The sequence below is a fragment of the Halomonas sp. genome (assembly GCF_029263665.1).
Classification (GTDB): domain Bacteria; phylum Pseudomonadota; class Gammaproteobacteria; order Pseudomonadales; family Halomonadaceae; genus Halomonas.
On sequence record NZ_JAJUFQ010000002.1, the window covers coordinates 172,783 to 192,697 of the forward strand.

Consider the following 19,915-nt stretch of genomic DNA (forward strand, 5'->3'; position numbering starts at 1 on the left):
CATAAGGCTTATTGAGGAGAATATTATTCCATCAGAAAGCCATGCCCTACCTGTTGATATTGCTTGATTTGATGCCTCCGTCCTCCCTGCCGGGGTCGGAGAGACGAGGCCGGGCAAACATCTTATTCAAAATAAGTATATGTTTATATAAATACAGAGGTCTATGATGAGGATCTGCGACGTCGCCGGAGCGACCTCGGCGCTCCCGGTACCCCACTCGTTTGTCACCATCGGAGGCAACTCAGATGTCCGGACAGCCCATCGTCAGGGCTTTCTTCAACGAGCCCACCAACACGTTCAGCTATGTGGTGCGCGACCCCGATTCGACCGCCTGTGCCATTCTCGACTCAGTACTGGACTTCGACTATGCCGCTGGGCGCATCGATATGGACTCTGCTGCCGACATCATCGACTTCATCAAGCATGAAGGCCTTGAAGTCGAGTGGGTTCTCGAAACCCATGTGCATGCAGACCACCTCTCGGCAGCCCCCTACCTGCATGAAAAACTGGGAGGCAAGACCGCTATTGGTGCCCACATCACCACCGTTCAGGAAACCTTTGGCAAGGTGTTCAACGCGGGCAGTGAATTTGCCCGTGACGGCAGCCAGTTCCACCGTCTCTTCACTGACGGGGACCGCTTTCATATTGGCCACCTTGAGGGGTACGTACTCCACACCCCCGGCCATACCCCTGCGTGCCTGACCTATGTGATCGGCGATGCCGCCTTTGTCGGTGACACCCTGTTCATGCCTGATTACGGCACAGCACGTTGTGATTTTCCTGGCGGAGACGCGCGCATGCTCTACCACTCGATTCAAAAAGTGCTGGCATTGCCCGACGAGACACGTCTCTTTCTGTGTCACGATTACAAGGCTCCCGGACGCGATACCTACCAGTATCAGACCAGCGTGGCCGAACAGCGCCGCCATAACATCCATATCGGCAATGGCGTGAGCGAAGAGGCCTTTGTCAGGCTACGCACCGAACGCGATGCCTCCCTGGGTATGCCACGCCTGTTGTTGCCATCGGTGCAGGTCAACATGCGAGCAGGCCACCTTCCGCCAGCAGAAGATGATGGCAATGTCTATCTCAAGGTATCTATCAACCGTTTCTGACCTCTTCTCGGCGAATCCTGCATAACGGACGTATCTCTACCCCAATGGAGTCTTTCATGAGCCATACGACAGCCACACCCCACACGTCCCCGAGCCACCATGATGTCGTGATCATCGGAGGCGGTGCAGCGGGCATTGCTGTCAGCGCAAGCCTGCTCAAACGGCGTGGCGATCTGGACATCGCCATCATCGAGCCTGCCACATCGCATTACTATCAGCCTGGCTGGACACTGGTAGGCAATGGCGTGTTTTCCGCCGCGGATACCCGGCGCGACATGGCTGCCATCATTCCTTCTCAAGCAACCCGCTATACCACTCATGCTGAGCGAATCGATCCACATGCCCATGAGGTCACGCTCGCTGACGGTCATCGCCTGGGCTACACCCGCCTGGTGGTCGCCCCCGGGCTTGTGCTCGACTGGGGGGCGATAGAAGGGCTCGAAGCAACGCTCGGCCAGCATGGCGTGACATCCAACTATCGCTATGACCTGGCGCCCTACACCTGGGAGCAGGTGCAGGCATTGAAGAAAGGGCGCGCACTGTTCACCCAGCCTCCCATGCCGATAAAGTGTGCCGGTGCTCCACAAAAGGCCATGTACCTGTCCTGTGATCACTGGCGCCGTCAGGGGCACTTGGCCGATATCGATGTGAGTTTCTGCAATGCCGCGCCGGTACTGTTCGGGGTACCGGCCTTTGTCCCGGCTCTCGAGCGCTACATCTCTCGTTATGACATCGGCGTGAACTACCAGCATCGCCTGATCGCCGTGGACGGTCCGTCGAAAACCGCCTGCTTTGCTGTCACGGGAGAAGATGGGGAACACCAGCAGGAACGCTCCTTCGATCTGCTTCACGTCGTGCCGCCTCAGCGGGCTCCCGCATTCATTGCCACATCTGGCCTTGCCGACGCCGCAGGCTGGCTCGAACTGAATCCGGAGACACTGCAACACGTCCATCACCCTGACATCTTCGGCCTGGGGGATATCAGTGGGACCAGCAACGCAAAGACCGCCGCCGCCGTACGCAAGCAGGCACCCGTCGTAGCGGAAAACCTGCTGGCCTCCCTCGACGACCAGCCGCTGACCGCAGCCTATCTTGGTTATGGCGCCTGCCCGCTGACCGTGGAGCGAGGGCGCGTCGTGCTGGCGGAGTTCGGCTATAACGGCCAACTGCAGCCGACCTTCCCTCGCTGGGTGAATGAAGCGACACAAGCGACCCGGCTTGCCTGGTGGATCAAGGCTCGCCAGCTGCCGTGGCTGTACTGGAATGCCATGCTCAAGGGCCACGAGTGGCTGGTAAAACCGGCCCGACGCGATGCCTGACAATCTGCACTGATCGACACCCTCATCGCGCCACCTGTGGAACGACAGTGACAACACTGCTCTGCAGGTGGCTCGAAACAACACTCTCGATACCTTCCCACCAGCTCCCTCGACTTAAGTGCCATTCCCACTCGATTCAGATATCCCTACGCTCTTTTGTACGCATGCCACAAAAATGTCCGCATAACGAACAAGGAGTGTCATCACAGCATGTCCAGATTCAAGGTCCTCCTGGCCGCCTCTTTCGCTTCACTGGGTATTGCCGTATCCATATGTGCCAATGCCGAAACGCACGTTGTGGTGCTGGGCACCGGTACGCCAGTACCCAATGGCGAGCGTGCCGGTTCCAGCATTGCCGTCATCTATAACGATGAGGCCTATGTATTCGATATGGGGGCAGGAGTGGTACAGCGCGCGATCCAGGCTTACGAAAAGTATGATATTGACGCGCTGTATCCCACTAGGATCAATCATCTCTTCCTGACGCACCTGCACAGCGACCATATTCTCGACTACCCCGAGCTGATTGGTACCTACTGGTGGCGTCGCGAACAGCAAATACAGGTATTTGGGCCAGCCGGGACTCAAGCGATGAGCGAGGGTGCCAATGCCATGCTCGCGGAAGACACCCAAACTCGCCTGAAAGATAAAAGCCCGATCACCAACCGGGAAGCCTACCGGGCCAATGTCACCGAAATTGACGCCCCTGGCGTCGTACTCGCAGAGGGCGGTATCAGGATCGAGGCTTTCCCGGTGTCACACGGCGACTGGGATCAGGCCTATGGATACAAGATCACCACTCCCGACAAGACCATTGTCGTTTCGGGAGATACATCCTCTGATGAAGAAGTCGCGCGGCAGGCGGAAGGTGCCGACCTCCTGTTCCATGAGGTCATCAGTCATGAAGGCTGGCAGGAACTTTCCGAAGACTGGCAGGCCTACCATCAGTATGCTCACACCCTGACCACGGAACTGGCAGAATTGGCCCAGCAGGCCCAGCCCAAGCGTCTGGTGCTCTACCATGTGCTGCATTACGCAGCCCCGATAGAGGGCGTCGTCGACGAGGTGAAAGCACACTATGACGGCGATGTCGTGCTCGCCAATGATCTGGATGTCTACTGACAGATCGGGATACTCGCTCTGCAATGATGACAGGCCAGGAGATGGGGCAACCATCTCCTGGCCTGACGCGTTATGCCACCTGCCCGGCTCTCAAAAAGTGCCTGGCTAGTCCACTTCAGCGCTGCCCACCTGCTGTTCAACCACCATGTCGAGCACATATACGGTGGAAGAAACATCCTGGGGAGGGTTCTTCCACTCGTACTGTTTCGTTCTCAGTACCGTGCTCTGACCATCCTGATGTTCGTAACCCTGAATGGGCTGATACAGCAACTGCCAGTCACCTTCGGTCGGCATCTTGATGCCGGAGTCATCATACTGACGCTCGCGCACCTTGAGGCATTGATAATCAGGAATCCCCGGATGGCTGCACGGTACAGTTTCGGCCGCCACTTCCAGGAAGACCGTCTTGCCTTCACTGCCGTAGAGCGTTTCAGGAGTCGGCTCTCCGGAGAAGGTCAGCTCATCACCACTGGCTGTCGTCAGTGTCAGCACGGGCTGGTCGCTATCTTCCACTATCGATGCCTGCAAAGGATCTTCCATGCGCTTGGCCACTTCTGCATCGCGCTTCATCAGCTCAGCGGAGCAGGCCATCAATGTGGCGCGCAACGGGCTGACACTCAGGCTGCCCTGATCGTACTGATAGGCTCCCGACTGATGGTTGCATCCGCCCCGGATACTCAGTGCTTCATCCGAGAAGGACAGCGCCAGCGGAGTCTCCGCTCCCAACTGGATAGCTGAGACAGGCTGGCCAGCAGAATTCACCGCAGAGATCAGATTCCAGTCATAACCTTCCAATGTTGCCTGGTCAGGATGCTGGGACATTTGCGTGGCAGAAGAGGATGCACAGGCCTGGAGCAGCAAGGCACAGACGGCAGTGGCATAAACCTTTTTCATTTTAACGCCTTAACAGATAAGCCAGCGCGCAATATATCACGCAAAAGAAAAGAATCTTTATACACCTCTGTATATGACGATTTTTTCCTTATCTTCCGTTATATGGATTAAAGCCAACGCTTATCGGCAGTGAAAGCGACCGTGAACCAACGCCGCTCAGGAGGAATATTGATACTTGAACTAATCTGTTCTCGTATCTCATCCATGACTGCCACACCTTGATACATTGCGAACTCTGGTGTCGTAAGAACATGGATTTCAATGACATGGTTTCTGCCACTCTTAGCGACATGGCTATAATATTCCAATAATCCTTCACGTTTCATGACCGGCTCCATGGCGTCATGTACCTCCTGATCCAGAAAGCTCGGCGCCATGAGAAAAATCTCCTTGAATGCCCGTCGAATGGTTGCCATGGGCACGGGAATGAAGCAAAGCGTCAATATGGTCAATAGAAAAGAGTCTGCATAGCGCGTCAGGTATGCATAGGAAGTAGATTCCAGTATCCAGGCCAGGACAAAAGCCCCTAGCAGTGCCGACGTGATCAGCCCGGCCATCAGCCAGCTTTGGGTATCAATGCGCAGGAATTCAGAGTCCACACGCTTGTTGATACGCCTTTCGTATCCGTACATGCCAAAGCATATCGTCGCCACAATCACGGCATAGACTGTCGCAGGGCCAAAATCCAGCTCATGACCACCCCCGATCAATCCACGCACGGCATTAATGAGTGCGTAAAAGCATAGAACAAGAAGAATCGTGCCATTCAGCGCCGCTACCAAAGGTTCCAGATGCCAGTAGCCATGCTGGAAGCGCTGACTTGTCTCACGCACAAGCAGTCTCGCCACGAATAGCGACAAGGCCGATATGGCCGAATCAATCGCCGAAAAGACACCATCAAAAATGATCGACTGCGCTCCCGAAACCAAGCCAAACATAATCCCGAGAGAGGCAACAGTCAAAGTTGTCGCGATGGATAGTTTAAGTGTACGTTGCTCCAGTCTGGCTGACATGATGCCTTCCCATGAACAATGATTGACCTGATCCGCAATACTTGCAGACAGCCAAACATACATTGGCATGACCTCTTATTCTTTTCCAGTGATTTCCCAGACAAGCTTGAACATGGAATAAATTAAAAAAAACATGAAAAAGCGCCCTTCAGGGCGCTTTTTCATCGAGCATTTCGGCAATAACAATGATCACTCTATCCTGCGAAGAACATCGGCACGATGATGCTTGAAATCAACAGAATCAGTGCGCCACCAAGACGTGATGAAATCTGTGCAAACGGCATCAACTGCATGCGGCGTGCTGCCGAGAGAACCGCAACATCACCCGTTCCCCCCATGTTCGCCATGCACAGCCCAGCCGTAATCGCAGACTCGATGGGATAGAAGCCCACCAGCTTGCCGACAATACCTGCACCAAAAGCCGCGCCAGCCACGACAGCGAAGACGATAAGCACATAAGTAAGAGAGATGGCATCAATGACCTGTCCCAGATCGGTGTAGGCGATGCCGATGCCGAACAGCAAGGCAAAGGTCCAGTTCTTGGCCACAAACTGGAACCATTGGGATGCCGCTTCGTTGACACTCTCTGGTACAACGTTGGTTATCTTCAGCAGCGCGACCAGGATGATCATCAGAGCGTAGGGATGCAGGGGAACCACATCACCCAGAATCTCCCCTCCGGCGAAGAACGTCAGTGCAGCGACCAGACCAATGCCCAGCTTGGAAAGATCGAAAACACTTTCACGCTCCTCGATCTCCACCCCAGGCATCATCTGCCCATTTCCGGTCCAGCTGGGAAAGCGTTTAGCCAGCCCATTGAGCATACCGGCAATGATGATGGCAAAGACATTACCCAACGCCAGTGCCGGCACCAGAATCGAAATGTAGTAACTGGCCGGTTGCCCCAGCAACTGCTCATAAATCTGGCTCATCGGTACCGCACCCGCACCCATGCCACCGCCCATGATGGGCAAGGTAATGACGACCAGGGCATCCTGCGGAGAAAAGCCGAGCAAGGCACCCACGGCCATCGCGAACAGTCCCGCAAAAGCCACAGAGCACAGCAACGGCAGTGCATAGCGGGATCCCACCTTGACCAGGACCTTGGAATCCATGCCCAGAATGCTGCCGGTGATCAGTGCCGCGATGTAAAAGTTGAGGAAGCCCCCATCTTGCATGAAGGTCGTGACATTATTGGTAACGCCTGCCGGAAGCCAGTTGAGATACACCAGCGCAGCCGCACCGAAAATGGCCACGATGGCTCCTCCCCCCAGATAGGTCTTGACCAGGGGCAGGCGATCACCGATGAAGCCGAGTAACTCACCCAATATGACCATTACCAGTAACGCGCCGATCATGCCTGTCGGCAGGGTATCCGTCACAATGGCAACAGCCATGACGGCAAAAGCAATGAAGAAAAGAGGCAACGGCAAGCCGAAGATGCGCAGCGAGCTTGCGGTCTCTGAAACGCACTGCGTGTCTTGCAGTGTTTGTGTCGAGGCACCGTTCATTGGCGTGTTCCCCTATGCTATGGACCCGCACGACGAGGCGGAAAGAGTGGACGCTGCCGAGGATAAGGCCCACACCGCAATGACCAAGCTTTGCCAAGTTTCTAAATCGTTTTGTAATTAATGAAAACGAGACACCATGAATCGGCACAGCGGTGCTGTATTGGGTATTGCACGAAGGTAGAATTCTGCACAACGCGCTGGCTTTCCAGAGCGGTATCATTGCGCCAGGGCTGTACCATACGCGGGCGGCAACAACACCAAGGTGCCACTATTGCGAAGACTCCCTTCCCCACGCCTGAATGTGCTGATCTCATTGCTGGTCGCCAGCAGCATTACCGTGACCCTGGCCATTGCCCTGTGGTTGTTCGATGCCACACTGCGCAACGCTCAGGAAGAGGCGCAATCTGCACGTGTGATCAATATTGCCCAGACAGTGGCGGCACAACGTGACGTCGTACTTGCATTGCAGAGCGCAAATCAGCCCGATGCCATTCTCTCTCCAGACAGCACGCTGGAACACGATATCAACCAGCTGCGCCAACGCCTGGACATCGATTTCATTTCCATCTTCAACCTGCGTTCCCTGCGCCTGACGCACCCCGACCCCAACCAGGTAGGCCATCGCTTTCGTGGCGGCGATGAAGGGCCTTCTCTGCAGGGCGAAACGTACGCCTCGCGTGCTGAAGGCACCTTGGGCACCAGCATCCGTGGTTTCTCCCCGGTTGTGGATAATGAAGGACAGGTGCTCGGCGCTGTAGCGGTCGGCGTGACACTGGGCACCCTGGGCGACAGGTTGGCTGAGAACCGCCAGATCGTGCTGTTTGGTGTCGTACTGCTCATGCTGTTCGGCGCATTGGGCGCCAGCTGGCTGGCACGCTATCTCAAGCGTGTCCTGATGGGACTGGAGCCACACCAGATTGCACGCCTGGTAGAAGAACGCCATGCCATTCTCAGCTCCGTACATGAAGGTATTCTGGCGATCGATAGCCAAGGCCACATCTCCTTGGTCAATACGGCGGCTCACCGTTTGCTGCAACGTGCGGGGCTGGAGATACCGGCCTACGGCACTTCGATTGACACCTACCTGCCCCAGAGCGGCCTGATGGAAGTGCTGCAAAGTGGTCAAGCATCACTGGATAAGGAAATGTTCATCAATGGCCTGTCGCTGCTCACCAATCGCATGCCGATTCAACATCAAGGCCATATCATCGGCGCTGTCGCCACCTTGCGTGATACCAGCGAAGTGCACATGCTGGCCGAGGAGCTGACCGGCGTCCGCCGCTATGCAGAAGCACTGCGTGCTGCCACCCATGAGTTCAAGAACAAGCTGCATGCCATGCTGGGCCTGGTGCAGATGCAGGAATACCCGGCATTACACCGCTACCTGCGCGAATTGGCAGATCACCATATCGCCCCGGGAGCGGCACTGGTCAAGGACATTGAAGAACCCGTATTGGCCGGGTTTCTGCTAGGCAAGCAAAGCGAGGCGCGCGAGCGTGATATCGTCCTTTCCATTGAGGTGGAAGAACCGATTCCCGCTCCCGAGGCTCCCGCTCTGGTCCATACCCTGATCATCATCCTGGGCAACCTGCTGGAAAATGCCTTCGATGCGGTAAGCGAGCAGGATGAGCGCTATGTCACCCTGACGCTGGGATACGACGAGTCCCTTTTATCGCTGCATGTTCAGGACACCGGAATCGGCATTTCCGATACCCTTCAGCAGCGTATTTTCCAGCACGGCATGTCGACAAAAGGCCAACACCGGGGCTTGGGGCTTGCGATGGTGCGCGAACAGGTCGAAGCGCATGAAGGTAGCCTGGCCCTTTATTCAGAGCCACAGCGCGGTACTCTGATAGAGGTCACTCTACCGTATGCGGCGTATCCTGGCGCCGATGATTGAGGAGTTCCCCATGGCTGATGCCCCATTGCGCGTATTGATTGTCGAGGATGACCCCATGGTCATGCGCCTCAACGTCGAATACCTCAATCGGCTCGACAACATCAGCCTGGTCGCCCAGTGCAGTGATGCCCCCAGCGCTCTGGATGTACTGGAGCACGAAGAGGTGGATGTGGTCCTCCTCGATGTCTATCTGCGTAGCCGCAGCGGCCTGGATATCCTGCGCCACCTGCAACGCACCGGCCGCAATGTGGATGTGGTCCTGATCACGGCTGCCAACGAAGTGGATACCGTACGCACGGCCCGCCGCCTGGGTGTACGGGACTACCTGGTCAAGCCCTTCGAGTTCGAGCGCTTCCAGATTGCCGTAGAAGCCTGTCGCCAGGCCCGCCACACCCTCAAGCACGTCAGCGAATACGCCACCCAACGCGACCTTGATCACCTCTTCCAGCCCATCAAGGCCAACAAGCCGGTGGGTAGCGATGGCCTGCCCAAGGGGCTCACGGCCCCATCCCTGGCACAGATCGCCCGCGCCATTCTGGCGCTGGAGGAAGACACCTTCACCACAGAAAGCCTGATACCAGCAACAGGCATGTCACGCGTCTCGATTCGCAAATATTTGAAATACCTGACCGAAAGAGGGGTACTGGGCGAATCCTTCCATTATGGCCAGGTTGGCCGGCCGTCCTTCACCTACCGCTGCCTGGACCAGGACGAACTCACGGCGCTTGTTTGAAACGAAAAACGGCCACTGCGACAATTCGCTAAGCGGCCGTTTTTAATGATGTTTATGGCGCGTCCTATAGAATTCGAACATCAAGAACAAGCTCTTTTATGTGTTCGACAACAGCATTTCATTGGCAAAAGATGAGCAACCGCTAGACCCAGACATCATTCTTGGCTTGAAGCTCACCGCCCGAGTCTCCGGTATTAATGACACCTCGGGGCTCAATTAGGAGAACATGGCACTCACTTTCAGCAAAGGGCTTATGTTCTACGCCTTTGGGAACGACATACATTTCACCCTCGGATAAATAAACGACACCATCCCGAAGATGGATGCCCATCTTTCCCTTGATCACCAGGAAAACCTCATCTGTATCCTTATGATCATGCCAGACAAAGTCGCCCTGGAATTTTGCCAGCTTGAACTGATAGTCATTCATCTCAGCGACGACACGGGGCGACCAATATTCAGAAAACTTTCTGAATTTTTCGGCTAAATTAATTACGTCTGATTGCACTGGTACCTACCTCTATCTTCTTGTTAACAGTTCCCATCTAGGCAGCTCGTTCATCAACTTGAATGCACTGGTCTGGTCATCCGGTTACACCATACATTCTGCCCACCTCCGTTCCATAGAAGTTCAAGTATGATTTGGCCGCATAACACGAATGGATACGCTCCCGTAATCGCGCGTGCTTGGTGGCCGATGCATGAGAGTTACCGTTTTAGCAGGCAGGACGGGGTATCGACAGTGTACCGAGGAGCAGCGGAGCTCAGAGAGACAGGAGCTGGCCGCAAGGAGGGATAAGCTAGCCACCTGGCTGCTCGCTGGATGCCACCAGATAAGCTTCCCGAGCCTTGCGGAAATCTCCAGCATGCTCAAAGATCCAAAGCCACATCGGAATGATGTGCAGCAGGAACGCTTCTCCCAACGATGTCAGTTCGTACTCGACTCGGGGAGGGACTTCCTGATGATCCTGGCGAAGGATCAGCCCATCTCGTTCAAGCTGTCGTAGTGTCCTCGTCAGCATCCGTTGTGTGACCCCATCGAGCTTTCGGCGAATCTCGGCGTGCCTGAGTCTACCGCTCTCCTTGAGCGCGTAGATAACTCCGAAAGCCCAACGATTGCCGGCGTGAGACAACACTTCTCTTTTCAGCCAGTCATCCTCGTCTGCCATTGCATCGCAGAGCGCCCGCGAGCGGGAAAACAGTTCGTCTTCGTCTTGCGGTATCACTGATGTACCTACTTATGTGGGGATTTCTTTCATGCAAACATCCTCTACCTCAAGCTAGGCAGTCAATGTTGGAGATAGCATGAATCGCACCGACAAGCAGGACGCCATACTGGTATTGGGCGCAGGAGAGTTGGGTTTAGAGGTTCTGCGCCATCTGGCCAATCACGCCCGCGATCATCACGCTACGCGAGTCCACGTGCTGTTGAGACCATCCACGATAGAAACAACGGAGCCAATCAAAAGACGGGAAATCGACGAACTGAGGGCGTTAAACATCGAGGTCGTTCCAGGCGATATCGTCTCCACCGAAAAGGACGCGCTTGCCACCCTGCTCTCTCCCTACGATACCGTCATTTCTTGCATTGGCTTCTCGGCTGGCTGCGGCACTCAGACAAAAATCACCGAGGCAGTGCTTCAAGCCGGCATCAAAAGGTATATACCATGGCAGTTTGGCGTCGACTACGACACGATTGGCCGAGGCAGCGCCCAGGACGTATTCGATGAACAACTCGACGTGCGAGATATGCTCCGCACACAGAGCCATACCGAATGGCTAATCGTTGCAACGGGCATGTTCACCAGTTTCCTTTTCGAGCCGGCTTTCGATGTCGTGGATCTCGAGAGAGGCGAAGTGCATGCGCTAGGCAGTTGGGATAATCAGGTCACCGTGACCACACCGGAAGATATCGGGCGTCTCACTGCGGCGATTCTGTTTCATGAACCTCGTTTTACCAACGAAACCGTATTTGTCGCGGGAGATACTATCAGCTACGGGGAGCTGGCGGATATGCTGGAGCAGCAGCTTGGCCGAGCGTTCAAGAGAGAAGAATGGTCGACTCACCACCTCAACAATGCACTGAAAGCCGATCCCGATAATAACTTGCTCAAATATCGCGCGGTCTTCGCGGCAGGCGTTGGCGTCGCCTGGCCAAAGGAAGCGACTTTCAATCACCTCCAGGGCTTCGAAACCGTCGATGTCTTGAACTGGATTCGCCATAACTTGATTGAGAGCTAGGCTGCGGAAAGAACAGGCAATACCAGGGACAACGAAAAACGGCCACCGCGACAATTCGCTAAGTGGCCGTTTTTACTGATGTTCATGGCGCGCCCTATAGGATTCGAACCTATGACCTTTGCCTCCGGAGGGCAACGCTCTATCCAGCTGAGCTAAGGGCGCCAAGCCACGAAAGCGCGTTTCGCGGCGAGCCATATCCTACCCTGCATGCCCTTTGCTGTCCACTCGATCCATTGGCTATCAGACGCTTGCCGACTGTGCATAACACGGCATCCAGCAACACGGTTCGTTTTCGCGGTGATAGTGATCTGTCTATACTGCCGCCATATGCGCCTGCCGATGTTGTAATGAGCTCTAGCATTATTCTACGAAGAAGGAAAGGCGAAATAATAAGCAGAATACAAGGAGTGGACAGCGTGACTATTTTCAAGGAATCCGGCACAGCAATCCTGGGTTGCCTGGTGGCTCTGGGACTGGCTTCCGGCCAAGTGATGGCGCAGGATGATACCGATATGGCCAAACGCCTGGCCCCCGTCGGCAAACTATGCGTCAAGGGTGAAGAGTGCCAGACAGGCGTCCCGGAACTTGCCAAAGAGGCTCCGGCCACGAAAAGCAGTACTGCCGAAGACACCGCCGCTTCAGGTGACAAGCAAGACAACGTCACTACTGAAGATGCAGCCCAAACGGCGGACAAGCAATCTACAGCTGCTGATTCAGAAGCGGAAATGGCTTCAATCGATGGTCAGACCATCTACCAACAAACGTGCATGGCCTGCCACGACACAGGTATCGCAAGTGCCCCCATTCGTGGCGATGCTAAAGCCTGGGAGCCACGCTTGGCCCAAGGCATCGATACACTCTATGACCACGCCATCAATGGGTTCAACATCATGCCTCCCAGGGGCGGCGATTCGTCATTGTCCGATGAGGAAGTGAAGGCAGCAGTGGACTATATGGTCCAATGACCTGACGACAATACATGCAGAAGCACAGGGGATGCTGCATATCCCCTGTGCTCTGATTTGGCATCGGTACCTATCGAACATGGCTCTTGTCGATGACGTTTCGTACCACCTTGCTCCATAGGCCACTAATGCTTTGGATCCAATTCAAGGCCTGAGAAATCACTCGGTGGCAATTGGATCCACTCCCAGCAGTTCAACATAGCGCAGTCCGATATAAGCATGCTCCCGCATCAGCATCTCGGCGCGGGCCCCCTCTCCATGATTCAATGCCTGATAGACTAGCCTGTGGTGCATCTGTGCCATGCGCAGCTTGTGATACTCGCTGTCCAATGCCTCGGTATCAATGATGATCGAGTCTGCAGAAGCAAAGGGTAAGTGGTTGTTTTTATTTATTGCATCCTGAATGACCTGGCTTCCGGTAGACGCCACCAGCGTCCCATGAAAGCGGCGATTGATATCGCTCCAGGTGGCAATGTCATCAACCGTGAGATACCCCTTTCCCAACAGCTCCTCCCCCTGGTGCAAACATTCCAGCAATCGCTTTGCGACTTCCTCAGACATACCGCGCTCTGCTAATCGCCGGGCTGCCAGTCCTTCGAGAGCACCCCGTACTTCTACCGCGATCTGTACATCTTCTTCGGTAAATTCGCGTACGACATAGCCACGTTTACCCGCTCGCTGAAGCAGTCCTTCCTGCTCCAGCGTACGAAAAGCAAGTCTCACCGGGGTTCGGGAAACTCCCAGTTTTTCAGCTACATGAAGCTCAGCCACACGTTCTCCCGGACAGTAGTGACCATCGCTGATGAGCTTCCTCAAGCTATTCACGATATCGGATGAACTGCGACTCACTGTCTTCTCCTATCCGGTTGCATTGGCTTCCTTCCATCAATTGGATCCAACCAATGTCTAAATTGACGAACCAGTACCCTCAGAGCTTAACTTTGGATCCAAAAGATAATATTTCCCGTGACGCTAATGAGGACAATGATAATGTTCCCCAAGAATACTTGGTATGTTGCCTGTACGCCCGATGAGTTCGAACAGGCGCCGCTGGGGCGGAAAATCTGCAATGAATCCATCGTCTTCTTCCGTGATGAGGAAGGCAGAGTAGCAGCCGTGGAAGACTTCTGTCCCCATCGTGGCGCACCCTTGTCATTGGGCTTCGTACGCGATGGCAAGTTGGTATGCGGCTACCATGGCCTCGAAATGTCCCGTACAGGTCATTGCTCCAGCATGCCGGGCCAACGCGTCAAGGGGTTTCCTGGCATCAAGGCCTACCCCGTTGTAGAACGCCACGGCTTTGTCTGGGTATGGCCGGGGGATGCCTCTCTGGCCGACCCCGAGAAGATTCCTCACCTGCACTGGGCAGAAAGCCCTGACTGGGCCTATGGCGGTGGCCTTTATCACATCCACTGCGGATTTCGACTCATGGTCGATAACCTCATGGATCTCACGCATGAAACCTATGTCCATGCCTCCAGCATCGGCCAGCCGGAAATCGAGGAAGCCGCTCCAAAAACCGCGGTCAATGGTGAGGAAGTCGTCACTTCACGGACCATGGAGAACATTCCTGCGCCACCGTTCTGGCAAGCCGCCTTGCGTGGCAATGACCTGGCGGACGATGTCCCGGTGGATCGCTGGCAAATCTGCCGCTTCACGCCTCCCAGCCATGTCATGATTGAAGTGGGTGTGGCCCATGCCGGTAAAGGTGGCTACGACGCCCCCGCGGATGCCAAGGCATCCAGCATCGTGGTCGATTTCATCACCCCGGAGACAGAAACCTCGATCTGGTATTTCTGGGGCATGGCCCGCAACTTCAAGCCTGAAGATGACCAACTGACAGCCACCATTCGTGAGGGCCAGGGAAAGATCTTTGCCGAGGATCTCGACATGCTCGAGGCCCAGCAACGTAACCTCTCGACCTACCCCGACCGCCAACTGCTGAAGCTCAACATCGACGGTGGCGGCGTGCAGGCAAGGCGCATCATCGAACGGCTGATTGCCGAGGAGCAAGCCACTGCCGAAACCACACTGAAAAAGGTAGGGTCAGCATGAGTCAGCCAACGCTTTCCCTGATAGTCGAAGTGGCACGCAAGGAAATGGGTGCCGAGGACATTGCCGTTTTCGAGCTTATAGATCCCCATGGCCGGCAACTGCCGGCCTTCAACGCCGGGGCGCATATCGATGTGCGCGTGAGCGACGACATCATCCGGCAGTACTCACTGTGCAACCGCTCTGAAACGCCCTATTCCTATCGAATTGGCGTGCTGAAGGACCCTGAATCGCGAGGCGGTTCGGTGGCCATGCACGACAGTCTCGAGCCAGGAGACCTCCTGCAGATCAGCGCACCGAAGAATCACTTTCCGCTGGAACCCGCCCCTCATACCCTGCTGTTTGCAGGTGGAATCGGTATCACGCCGATTCTCTGCATGGCTGAGCACCTGGCTCATGGCGCAACGGAATTCTCTCTGCACTACTGCACCCGTAGCCGACCGCGAACCGCTTTCGCAGAATACCTCGAGACCTCCGCTTTCTCTTCGCGAGTGAACTTCCACTTCGACGACCAGCCCGAGACCCAGTTGAACCTCGTAGAAACACTGCGTGATGCGCCCGACAACTCGCATGCGTATGTCTGCGGCCCCAAGGGCTTTATTGATGCCGTGCTGTCGGCCTGCCGTGAACAAGGCTGGGAGGAATCTCGCCTGCATTGCGAATACTTTGCCGGGGCAACGACGAGCAGCGATGACGATGGCAGTTTCGAGGTCGTCATCGCCAGCAGTGGCGACTGCTATACCGTGCCAGCTGACAAGACGGTTCACCAGGTGCTGGAAGAGAACGGCGTCGAGATCATGGTCTCCTGCGAACAGGGCGTTTGCGGCACATGTCTGACCGGTGTGCTCGAAGGCACCCCCGATCACCGTGACCTTTACCTCGACGATAGCGAGCATGCCGCCAATGACCAGTTTACCCCCTGCTGCTCAAGAGCCAGGTCGTCCCGGCTCGTCCTCGACCTTTGATCATGCCAGGTCACCAGCACACGGATAAGCGGCCGCTGACGGGAGAACAACAAGACAATGAACACCCAAGACCCTCGAGACAGCCTGCACTCAAGGCCCATGTCTCGCTATCAAATATGGATCATCACGCTATGTACTCTCATCGCAGCACTGGATGGCTTCGATGTGCTAGTCATGGCCTTTACCGCACCAGCTATTGCCGAGAACTGGTCTGTCAGTGCCTCTTCACTGGGAATTCTCTTCAGTGCAGGCCTGCTCGGCATGGGGCTTGGTGCCTTTCTGGTGGCGCCATTAGGAGACCGCTACGGCAGACGACCAACGGCATTACTCTGTGTCAGCCTGTTGATGGTATCCATGCTGTGCTCGGCTTTGGCCCAGAATGTCGTACAGCTGTTCATTACCCGTCTGTTCACGGGTATTGGCGTCGGAGCTGTGCTGGCTACGGTGAATATCGTGGTAACGGAGTACGCCAATGACCGCCGCCGCAGCCTATGCAATGCCATCATTTCACTCGGCTATCCGGTTGGCGCCACCCTCGGAGGGCTGGCATCTGTCGAGCTGATAGAGCACTTCGGTTGGCGAGCCCCCTTTGTGTTCGGCGGGCTTGCCGCGTTGTTGCTGCTGCCTCTCGTATGGTGGGGCTTTCCAGAATCGCTGGAATTCCTGATCGAGAAACGCCCACGCAATGCACTGGGCCGGCTCAATACCATTTTCCCCAGGCTTCACCTGGCCGAGTTGAAACAGCTTCCGCAACAACGTCAAGGCGGCGCAGAACGTTCCGGGCCGAAAGACCTCCTTGTCGGTGAGTACCGTGTTCCTTTTCTGGCGTCCTGCGGTCTCTACTTCTGCGTGATGATGAGCTTCTATTTCATGATCAGTTGGACGCCGAAGATCCTGACGGACGCAGGCTTGAGCCTTGGCGGAGGTATTTCCGGCGCCATGCTGCTCAATATTGGAGGAGCCATCGGTTGTCTGCTCTACGGGCTGCTGGCGACAAGACTCGGGGCACGACGCCTGGCCGTTGTCATCATGCTGGCCCTGTTCGCGACCATGGTGCTGTTCAGCAACATTCCTTATGAACCGCTTCTACTCACCACCGTTGCGCTCGCATTGGGCTTCTTTCTGTTCGGCGCCATCGCGGTGCTCTACGTCATCGTCCCTACCACCTTCCCGGCAGCATTGAGAAGTACCGGCACCGGACTGGCAATGGGGATGGGACGAGTCGGCTCGGTGATTGGCCCTGCTCTTGCTGGCGTACTCATGGACGAGGGCTGGCAGCGCCCCAGCTATTTTCTGGCGTTGGCTGCTCCGCTGTTGATCGCTGCGGCACTGGTAGGACTGCTGGCCACAAACACCCGTCGGCAATCTTGCAGGCAACCAGAAAGCTCAATCCAATAAAACCCATCCAACAAAATCAGTCTAATAAAATCGATCCGATAAGCAGAAACAGCAAGGGCGGGAGACCGCCCTTGTCTTATCCACACCCGGAGCAGATCAACCGACTGGGGATAACCTAATCCAGCAACGAACGCAGTCCGGCAATGGCGCTCTTGCCACGTTCCTGCTTACGTTCTGGATCTTCCCGATCAGCGCGCCCTTCCCACTCGAGGTCTTCCGGCGGCAGTTCATCAAGGAAGCGGCTGGGTACACAATCCAGCATTTCACCGAACGCCTTGCGCTGGCGAGCCAGGGTCATGGTCAGGGTCTGGCGTGCACGGGTGATGCCCACATAGGCCAGACGCCGCTCTTCCTCGACGGTACCCGACTCAATGGAGTTTCGATGCGGCAGCAGTTCCTCTTCCAGCCCCATCAGGTAGACATGCGGAAACTCGAGACCCTTGGAAGCATGCATGGTCAGGAGTTGCACACGGTCGGAGTCATCCTCCTCGGCCTGCTGTTCGAGGATGTCGCGCAGTACCAGGCGCGAAATCGCCGCTTCCACGCTATCGGTTTCAGTGTCCTCGCTGGCGGTACTCTCTTCCGGATCCGCCTGCATCGACTTCTCGAGCTGATCGATCAGGATCCACACGTTGCCCATGCGCCGTTCGGCGATAGTCGGTGCGCTGGCATTCTGGTAGAGCCAAGCCTCGTAATCCATCTCACGCATCATGTCGCGAATGGCGGCAATGGCATCGCCGCCGTCCATGCGTCGGCGCACCCCTTCGATAAAGTGGGTAAAACGCGTCAGGCGCTCCACGGCACGCGCAGGCAACTGCTCCGCCAAGCCCAGTTCCTGACAGGCCGCAAACAGCGATACATTGCGCTCAGTGGCGTAATTGGCCAACTTTTCCAGTGTGGTGGGACCGATCTCGCGGCGCGGCACGTTGACGATACGCAGGAAGGCGTTGTCATCGGCTGGATTGATCAACAGCCGCAGGTAGGCCATGGCGTCCTTGATCTCGCCACGCGAGAAGAACGAGGTGCCGCCTGAAAGCTTGTAGGGAATCTGGTAGTGCTGGAGCTTGAGCTCCAGCAGCCGCGCCTGGAAGTTGCCGCGATAGAGCACGGCAAAATCGCGCCACTCGGCCCGTTCCTTGATGCGGCGCGTCAGGATCTCACTGGCAACCCGCTCAGTCTCGGCTTCCTCGTGGCGGGTAACCACAATGCGGATCGGGTCGCCCTTGCCCATCTCCGACCACAACGTCTTGTCATAGACGTGGGGGTTATTGGCGATCAGGGTATTGGCGGCATGCAGAATGATGCCGGTAGAGCGATAGTTCTGCTCCAGCTTGATCACGTTGAGGCGCGGGAAGTCCTCGCCGAGAGTGACGAGGTTCTCCGGCCGTGCGCCACGCCAGGCGTAGATCGACTGGTCATCATCCCCCACCACGGTAAAGGTCTGACGCTCGGCCATCAGCATGCGCACCAACATGTACTGACTGATGTTGGTGTCCTGGTATTCGTCGACCAGCATGTAGTGAATCTTGCGCCGCCAGCGCTCCAGCGCCTCGGGGTTATCGCGCAGCAGCACCACTGGCAGCAGGATCAGGTCATCGAAGTCCACCGCGTTGTAGGCCTTGAGATGGCGCACATAGGCCTCGTAGACCCGGGCAGCATAATGCTCGTCCTCACTGGAGGCATGCGACAGCGCCTGACCGGGCAACACCAGGTCGTTCTTCCAGTTGGAGATAGCCGCCTGTACCTGGTTGATCTGATCGGCATCGACCTGGGCATCCTTGTTCATCAGGTCACGCAACAGGGCCTTGGCATCTTCCGGGTCGAACAGCGAGAAGCCCGGCTTGTAGCCGAGTGCCTTTAGCTCACCGCGGATGATGTTGAGGCCAAGGGTGTGGAAGGTGGATACGGTCAGGCCATGCCCTTCACGTCCCCTGAGCATGCCACTGACACGTTCCTTCATCTCCCGGGCGGCCTTGTTGGTAAAGGTCACCGCGGCAATGCGCCGTGCGCTCATGCCACATTCCTGGATCAGATAGGCGATCTTGGTGGTGATCACGCTGGTCTTGCCGGAACCCGCACCTGCCAGTACCAGGCAAGGACCATCGATATAGCGCACCGCTTCCTGCTGACGCGGGTTCAGCTTGCGCAGCCGCTGGGCGATGGTCAGAGGAGCAGGATCGGGGGCACTCATGGTTCATCCTTGGCTGCGGGCAAGGCCGCGCCATTGAAGTCGAGCTGTCGCCAGGCCTCATAGACCAGTACCGCACAGGCATTGGACAGGTTGAGGCTACGGCTGTCCGGCAACATGGGAATGCGTAGGCGTTGCTCGGCAGGTAGCGCATCAATCATGGCTTGAGGCAGGCCTCGGGTCTCAGGACCGAACACCAGCGCATCACCCGGACGATAGTCTGGCTCGTGATAGCCACACCGCCCCCGGGTGGACACGGCAAACACACGTGCGGGATTCACCTTGGCCATGAAGGCATCCCAGTCCTGGTGCACCTGAACCCGAGCCCACTCGTGATAATCCAGGCCGGCACGACGCAAACGCTTGTCATCCAGTTGAAAACCCAACGGCTCGATCAAGTGCAGGCGGAAACCTGTGTTGGCACACAGGCGAATCAGATTTCCGGTATTCGGGGGAATTTCCGGCTGATAAAGCACCACGTCAAGCATGGTAGATACCC

General features: G+C 56.2%; 18 protein-coding genes and 1 tRNA gene. 10 read left to right on the forward strand and 9 right to left on the reverse strand.

The window, feature by feature from the left end:
• Positions 1–245: 245 nt before the first annotated feature.
• The 3 genes from Q1K07_RS02605 (at position 246) to Q1K07_RS02615 (ending at position 3,556) form a co-directional block, all read left to right on the forward strand.
• The gene (locus tag Q1K07_RS02605) at positions 246–1,115 is read left to right on the forward strand and encodes an MBL fold metallo-hydrolase (protein WP_300307365.1); all 870 of its coding nucleotides are present in this window, start codon (positions 246–248) and stop codon (positions 1,113–1,115) included.
• Positions 1,116–1,171: 56 nt separating this feature from the next.
• Positions 1,172–2,434: an FAD/NAD(P)-binding oxidoreductase gene (locus Q1K07_RS02610; protein ID WP_300307366.1), complete on the forward strand. Its 1,263-nt coding sequence runs from the start codon at positions 1,172–1,174 to the stop codon at positions 2,432–2,434.
• Positions 2,435–2,644: 210 nt separating this feature from the next.
• On the forward strand, positions 2,645–3,556 hold the full coding sequence (locus Q1K07_RS02615) for an MBL fold metallo-hydrolase (protein WP_300307369.1): 912 nt from the start codon (positions 2,645–2,647) through the stop codon (positions 3,554–3,556).
• Between the two features lie 105 nt (positions 3,557–3,661).
• Here the strand turns inward: Q1K07_RS02615 and Q1K07_RS02620 are convergent, their stop codons facing one another.
• The 3 genes from Q1K07_RS02620 to Q1K07_RS02630 form a co-directional block, all read right to left on the reverse strand.
• Entirely contained in the window at positions 3,662–4,450 is a 789-nt protein-coding gene (locus Q1K07_RS02620) for an META and DUF4377 domain-containing protein (protein ID WP_300307372.1), read from the reverse strand.
• Between the two features lie 107 nt (positions 4,451–4,557).
• On the reverse strand, positions 4,558–5,463 hold the full coding sequence (locus tag Q1K07_RS02625; RefSeq protein ID WP_300307375.1) for a cation transporter: 906 nt from the start codon (positions 5,461–5,463) through the stop codon (positions 4,558–4,560).
• Between the two features lie 194 nt (positions 5,464–5,657).
• Positions 5,658–6,974, reverse strand: a complete 1,317-nt coding sequence (locus Q1K07_RS02630; protein ID WP_300307378.1) for a 2-hydroxycarboxylate transporter family protein — start codon at positions 6,972–6,974, stop codon at positions 5,658–5,660.
• A gap of 262 nt (positions 6,975–7,236) precedes the next feature.
• Here Q1K07_RS02630 and dcuS point away from each other — a divergent pair, with 262 nt between their 5' ends.
• Positions 7,237–8,874: a DcuS/MalK family sensor histidine kinase gene (gene dcuS, locus Q1K07_RS02635; RefSeq protein WP_300307381.1), complete on the forward strand. Its 1,638-nt coding sequence runs from the start codon at positions 7,237–7,239 to the stop codon at positions 8,872–8,874.
• A 10-nt stretch (positions 8,875–8,884) separates the two neighbouring features.
• Positions 8,885–9,607 carry a response regulator gene (locus tag Q1K07_RS02640; protein WP_300307384.1) on the forward strand — a complete coding sequence of 241 codons (723 nt, stop codon included), beginning with the start codon at positions 8,885–8,887 and terminating at the stop codon, positions 9,605–9,607.
• Positions 9,608–9,749: 142 nt separating this feature from the next.
• Here Q1K07_RS02640 and Q1K07_RS02645 read toward each other — a convergent pair whose 3' ends face one another.
• On the reverse strand, positions 9,750–10,115 hold the full coding sequence (locus tag Q1K07_RS02645) for a cupin domain-containing protein (RefSeq protein ID WP_300307387.1): 366 nt from the start codon (positions 10,113–10,115) through the stop codon (positions 9,750–9,752).
• Between the two features lie 292 nt (positions 10,116–10,407).
• A complete protein-coding gene (locus Q1K07_RS02650) occupies positions 10,408–10,833 on the reverse strand; it encodes a helix-turn-helix domain-containing protein (RefSeq protein ID WP_300307390.1) in 426 nt (141 codons plus the stop codon).
• 79 nt (positions 10,834–10,912) lie between these two features.
• On the opposite strand from Q1K07_RS02650, the gene Q1K07_RS02655 reads away from it, so the two are divergent.
• Positions 10,913–11,848 carry an aromatic alcohol reductase gene (locus Q1K07_RS02655; protein ID WP_300307393.1) on the forward strand — a complete coding sequence of 312 codons (936 nt, stop codon included), beginning with the start codon at positions 10,913–10,915 and terminating at the stop codon, positions 11,846–11,848.
• A gap of 85 nt (positions 11,849–11,933) precedes the next feature.
• Here the strand turns inward: Q1K07_RS02655 and Q1K07_RS02660 are convergent.
• A tRNA-Arg gene (locus Q1K07_RS02660) sits at positions 11,934–12,010 on the reverse strand.
• A gap of 254 nt (positions 12,011–12,264) precedes the next feature.
• Here Q1K07_RS02660 and Q1K07_RS02665 point away from each other — a divergent pair.
• On the forward strand, positions 12,265–12,813 hold the full coding sequence (locus tag Q1K07_RS02665) for a c-type cytochrome (protein ID WP_300307396.1): 549 nt from the start codon (positions 12,265–12,267) through the stop codon (positions 12,811–12,813).
• A 159-nt stretch (positions 12,814–12,972) separates the two neighbouring features.
• Here Q1K07_RS02665 and Q1K07_RS02670 read toward each other — a convergent pair whose 3' ends face one another.
• The gene (locus Q1K07_RS02670; protein ID WP_300307399.1) at positions 12,973–13,662 is read right to left on the reverse strand and encodes a GntR family transcriptional regulator; all 690 of its coding nucleotides are present in this window, start codon (positions 13,660–13,662) and stop codon (positions 12,973–12,975) included.
• Between the two features lie 141 nt (positions 13,663–13,803).
• On the opposite strand from Q1K07_RS02670, the gene Q1K07_RS02675 reads away from it, so the two are divergent.
• The 3 genes from Q1K07_RS02675 to Q1K07_RS02685 are packed head-to-tail and all read left to right on the forward strand — an operon-like array spanning position 13,804 to position 17,228.
• Complete coding sequence (locus tag Q1K07_RS02675; RefSeq protein ID WP_300307402.1) at positions 13,804–14,868, forward strand: aromatic ring-hydroxylating dioxygenase subunit alpha; 1,065 nt, start codon at positions 13,804–13,806, stop codon at positions 14,866–14,868.
• The gene (locus tag Q1K07_RS02680) at positions 14,865–15,830 is read left to right on the forward strand and encodes a PDR/VanB family oxidoreductase (RefSeq protein ID WP_300307405.1); all 966 of its coding nucleotides are present in this window, start codon (positions 14,865–14,867) and stop codon (positions 15,828–15,830) included. The genes Q1K07_RS02675 and Q1K07_RS02680 overlap by 4 nt, the downstream gene beginning before the upstream one ends.
• A 57-nt stretch (positions 15,831–15,887) precedes the next feature.
• A complete protein-coding gene (locus Q1K07_RS02685) occupies positions 15,888–17,228 on the forward strand; it encodes an MFS transporter (RefSeq protein ID WP_300307407.1) in 1,341 nt (446 codons plus the stop codon).
• 115 nt (positions 17,229–17,343) lie between these two features.
• Here Q1K07_RS02685 and rep read toward each other — a convergent pair whose 3' ends face one another.
• The gene (gene rep / locus Q1K07_RS02690; protein WP_300307410.1) at positions 17,344–19,419 is read right to left on the reverse strand and encodes a DNA helicase Rep; all 2,076 of its coding nucleotides are present in this window, start codon (positions 19,417–19,419) and stop codon (positions 17,344–17,346) included.
• Positions 19,416–19,904 (reverse strand): tRNA (uridine(34)/cytosine(34)/5-carboxymethylaminomethyluridine(34)-2'-O)-methyltransferase TrmL, encoded by a 489-nt coding sequence (gene trmL / locus Q1K07_RS02695; RefSeq protein ID WP_300307413.1) that lies wholly within the window; start codon positions 19,902–19,904, stop codon positions 19,416–19,418. The genes rep and trmL overlap by 4 nt, the downstream gene beginning before the upstream one ends.
• Between the last annotated feature and the right edge of the window lie 11 nt (positions 19,905–19,915).

Excerpts from the sequence above, each read along its gene's own strand:
- Q1K07_RS02605 (WP_300307365.1), top strand. The coding sequence starts at position 246 with ATGTCCGGACAGCCCATCGTCAGGGCTTTCTTCAACGAGCCCACCAAC.
- Q1K07_RS02610 (WP_300307366.1), top strand. The coding sequence starts at position 1,172 with ATGAGCCATACGACAGCCACACCCCACACGTCCCCGAGCCACCATGAT.
- Q1K07_RS02615 (WP_300307369.1), top strand. The coding sequence starts at position 2,645 with ATGTCCAGATTCAAGGTCCTCCTGGCCGCCTCTTTCGCTTCACTGGGT.
- Q1K07_RS02620 (WP_300307372.1), bottom strand. The coding sequence starts at position 4,450 with ATGAAAAAGGTTTATGCCACTGCCGTCTGTGCCTTGCTGCTCCAGGCC.
- Q1K07_RS02625 (WP_300307375.1), bottom strand. The coding sequence starts at position 5,463 with ATGTCAGCCAGACTGGAGCAACGTACACTTAAACTATCCATCGCGACA.
- Q1K07_RS02630 (WP_300307378.1), bottom strand. The coding sequence starts at position 6,974 with ATGAACGGTGCCTCGACACAAACACTGCAAGACACGCAGTGCGTTTCA.
- Q1K07_RS02640 (WP_300307384.1), top strand. The coding sequence starts at position 8,885 with ATGGCTGATGCCCCATTGCGCGTATTGATTGTCGAGGATGACCCCATG.
- Q1K07_RS02655 (WP_300307393.1), top strand. The coding sequence starts at position 10,913 with ATGAATCGCACCGACAAGCAGGACGCCATACTGGTATTGGGCGCAGGA.
- Q1K07_RS02675 (WP_300307402.1), top strand. The coding sequence starts at position 13,804 with ATGTTCCCCAAGAATACTTGGTATGTTGCCTGTACGCCCGATGAGTTC.
- Q1K07_RS02680 (WP_300307405.1), top strand. The coding sequence starts at position 14,865 with ATGAGTCAGCCAACGCTTTCCCTGATAGTCGAAGTGGCACGCAAGGAA.
- Q1K07_RS02685 (WP_300307407.1), top strand. The coding sequence starts at position 15,888 with ATGAACACCCAAGACCCTCGAGACAGCCTGCACTCAAGGCCCATGTCT.
- rep (WP_300307410.1), bottom strand. The coding sequence starts at position 19,419 with ATGAGTGCCCCCGATCCTGCTCCTCTGACCATCGCCCAGCGGCTGCGC.
- trmL (WP_300307413.1), bottom strand. The coding sequence starts at position 19,904 with ATGCTTGACGTGGTGCTTTATCAGCCGGAAATTCCCCCGAATACCGGA.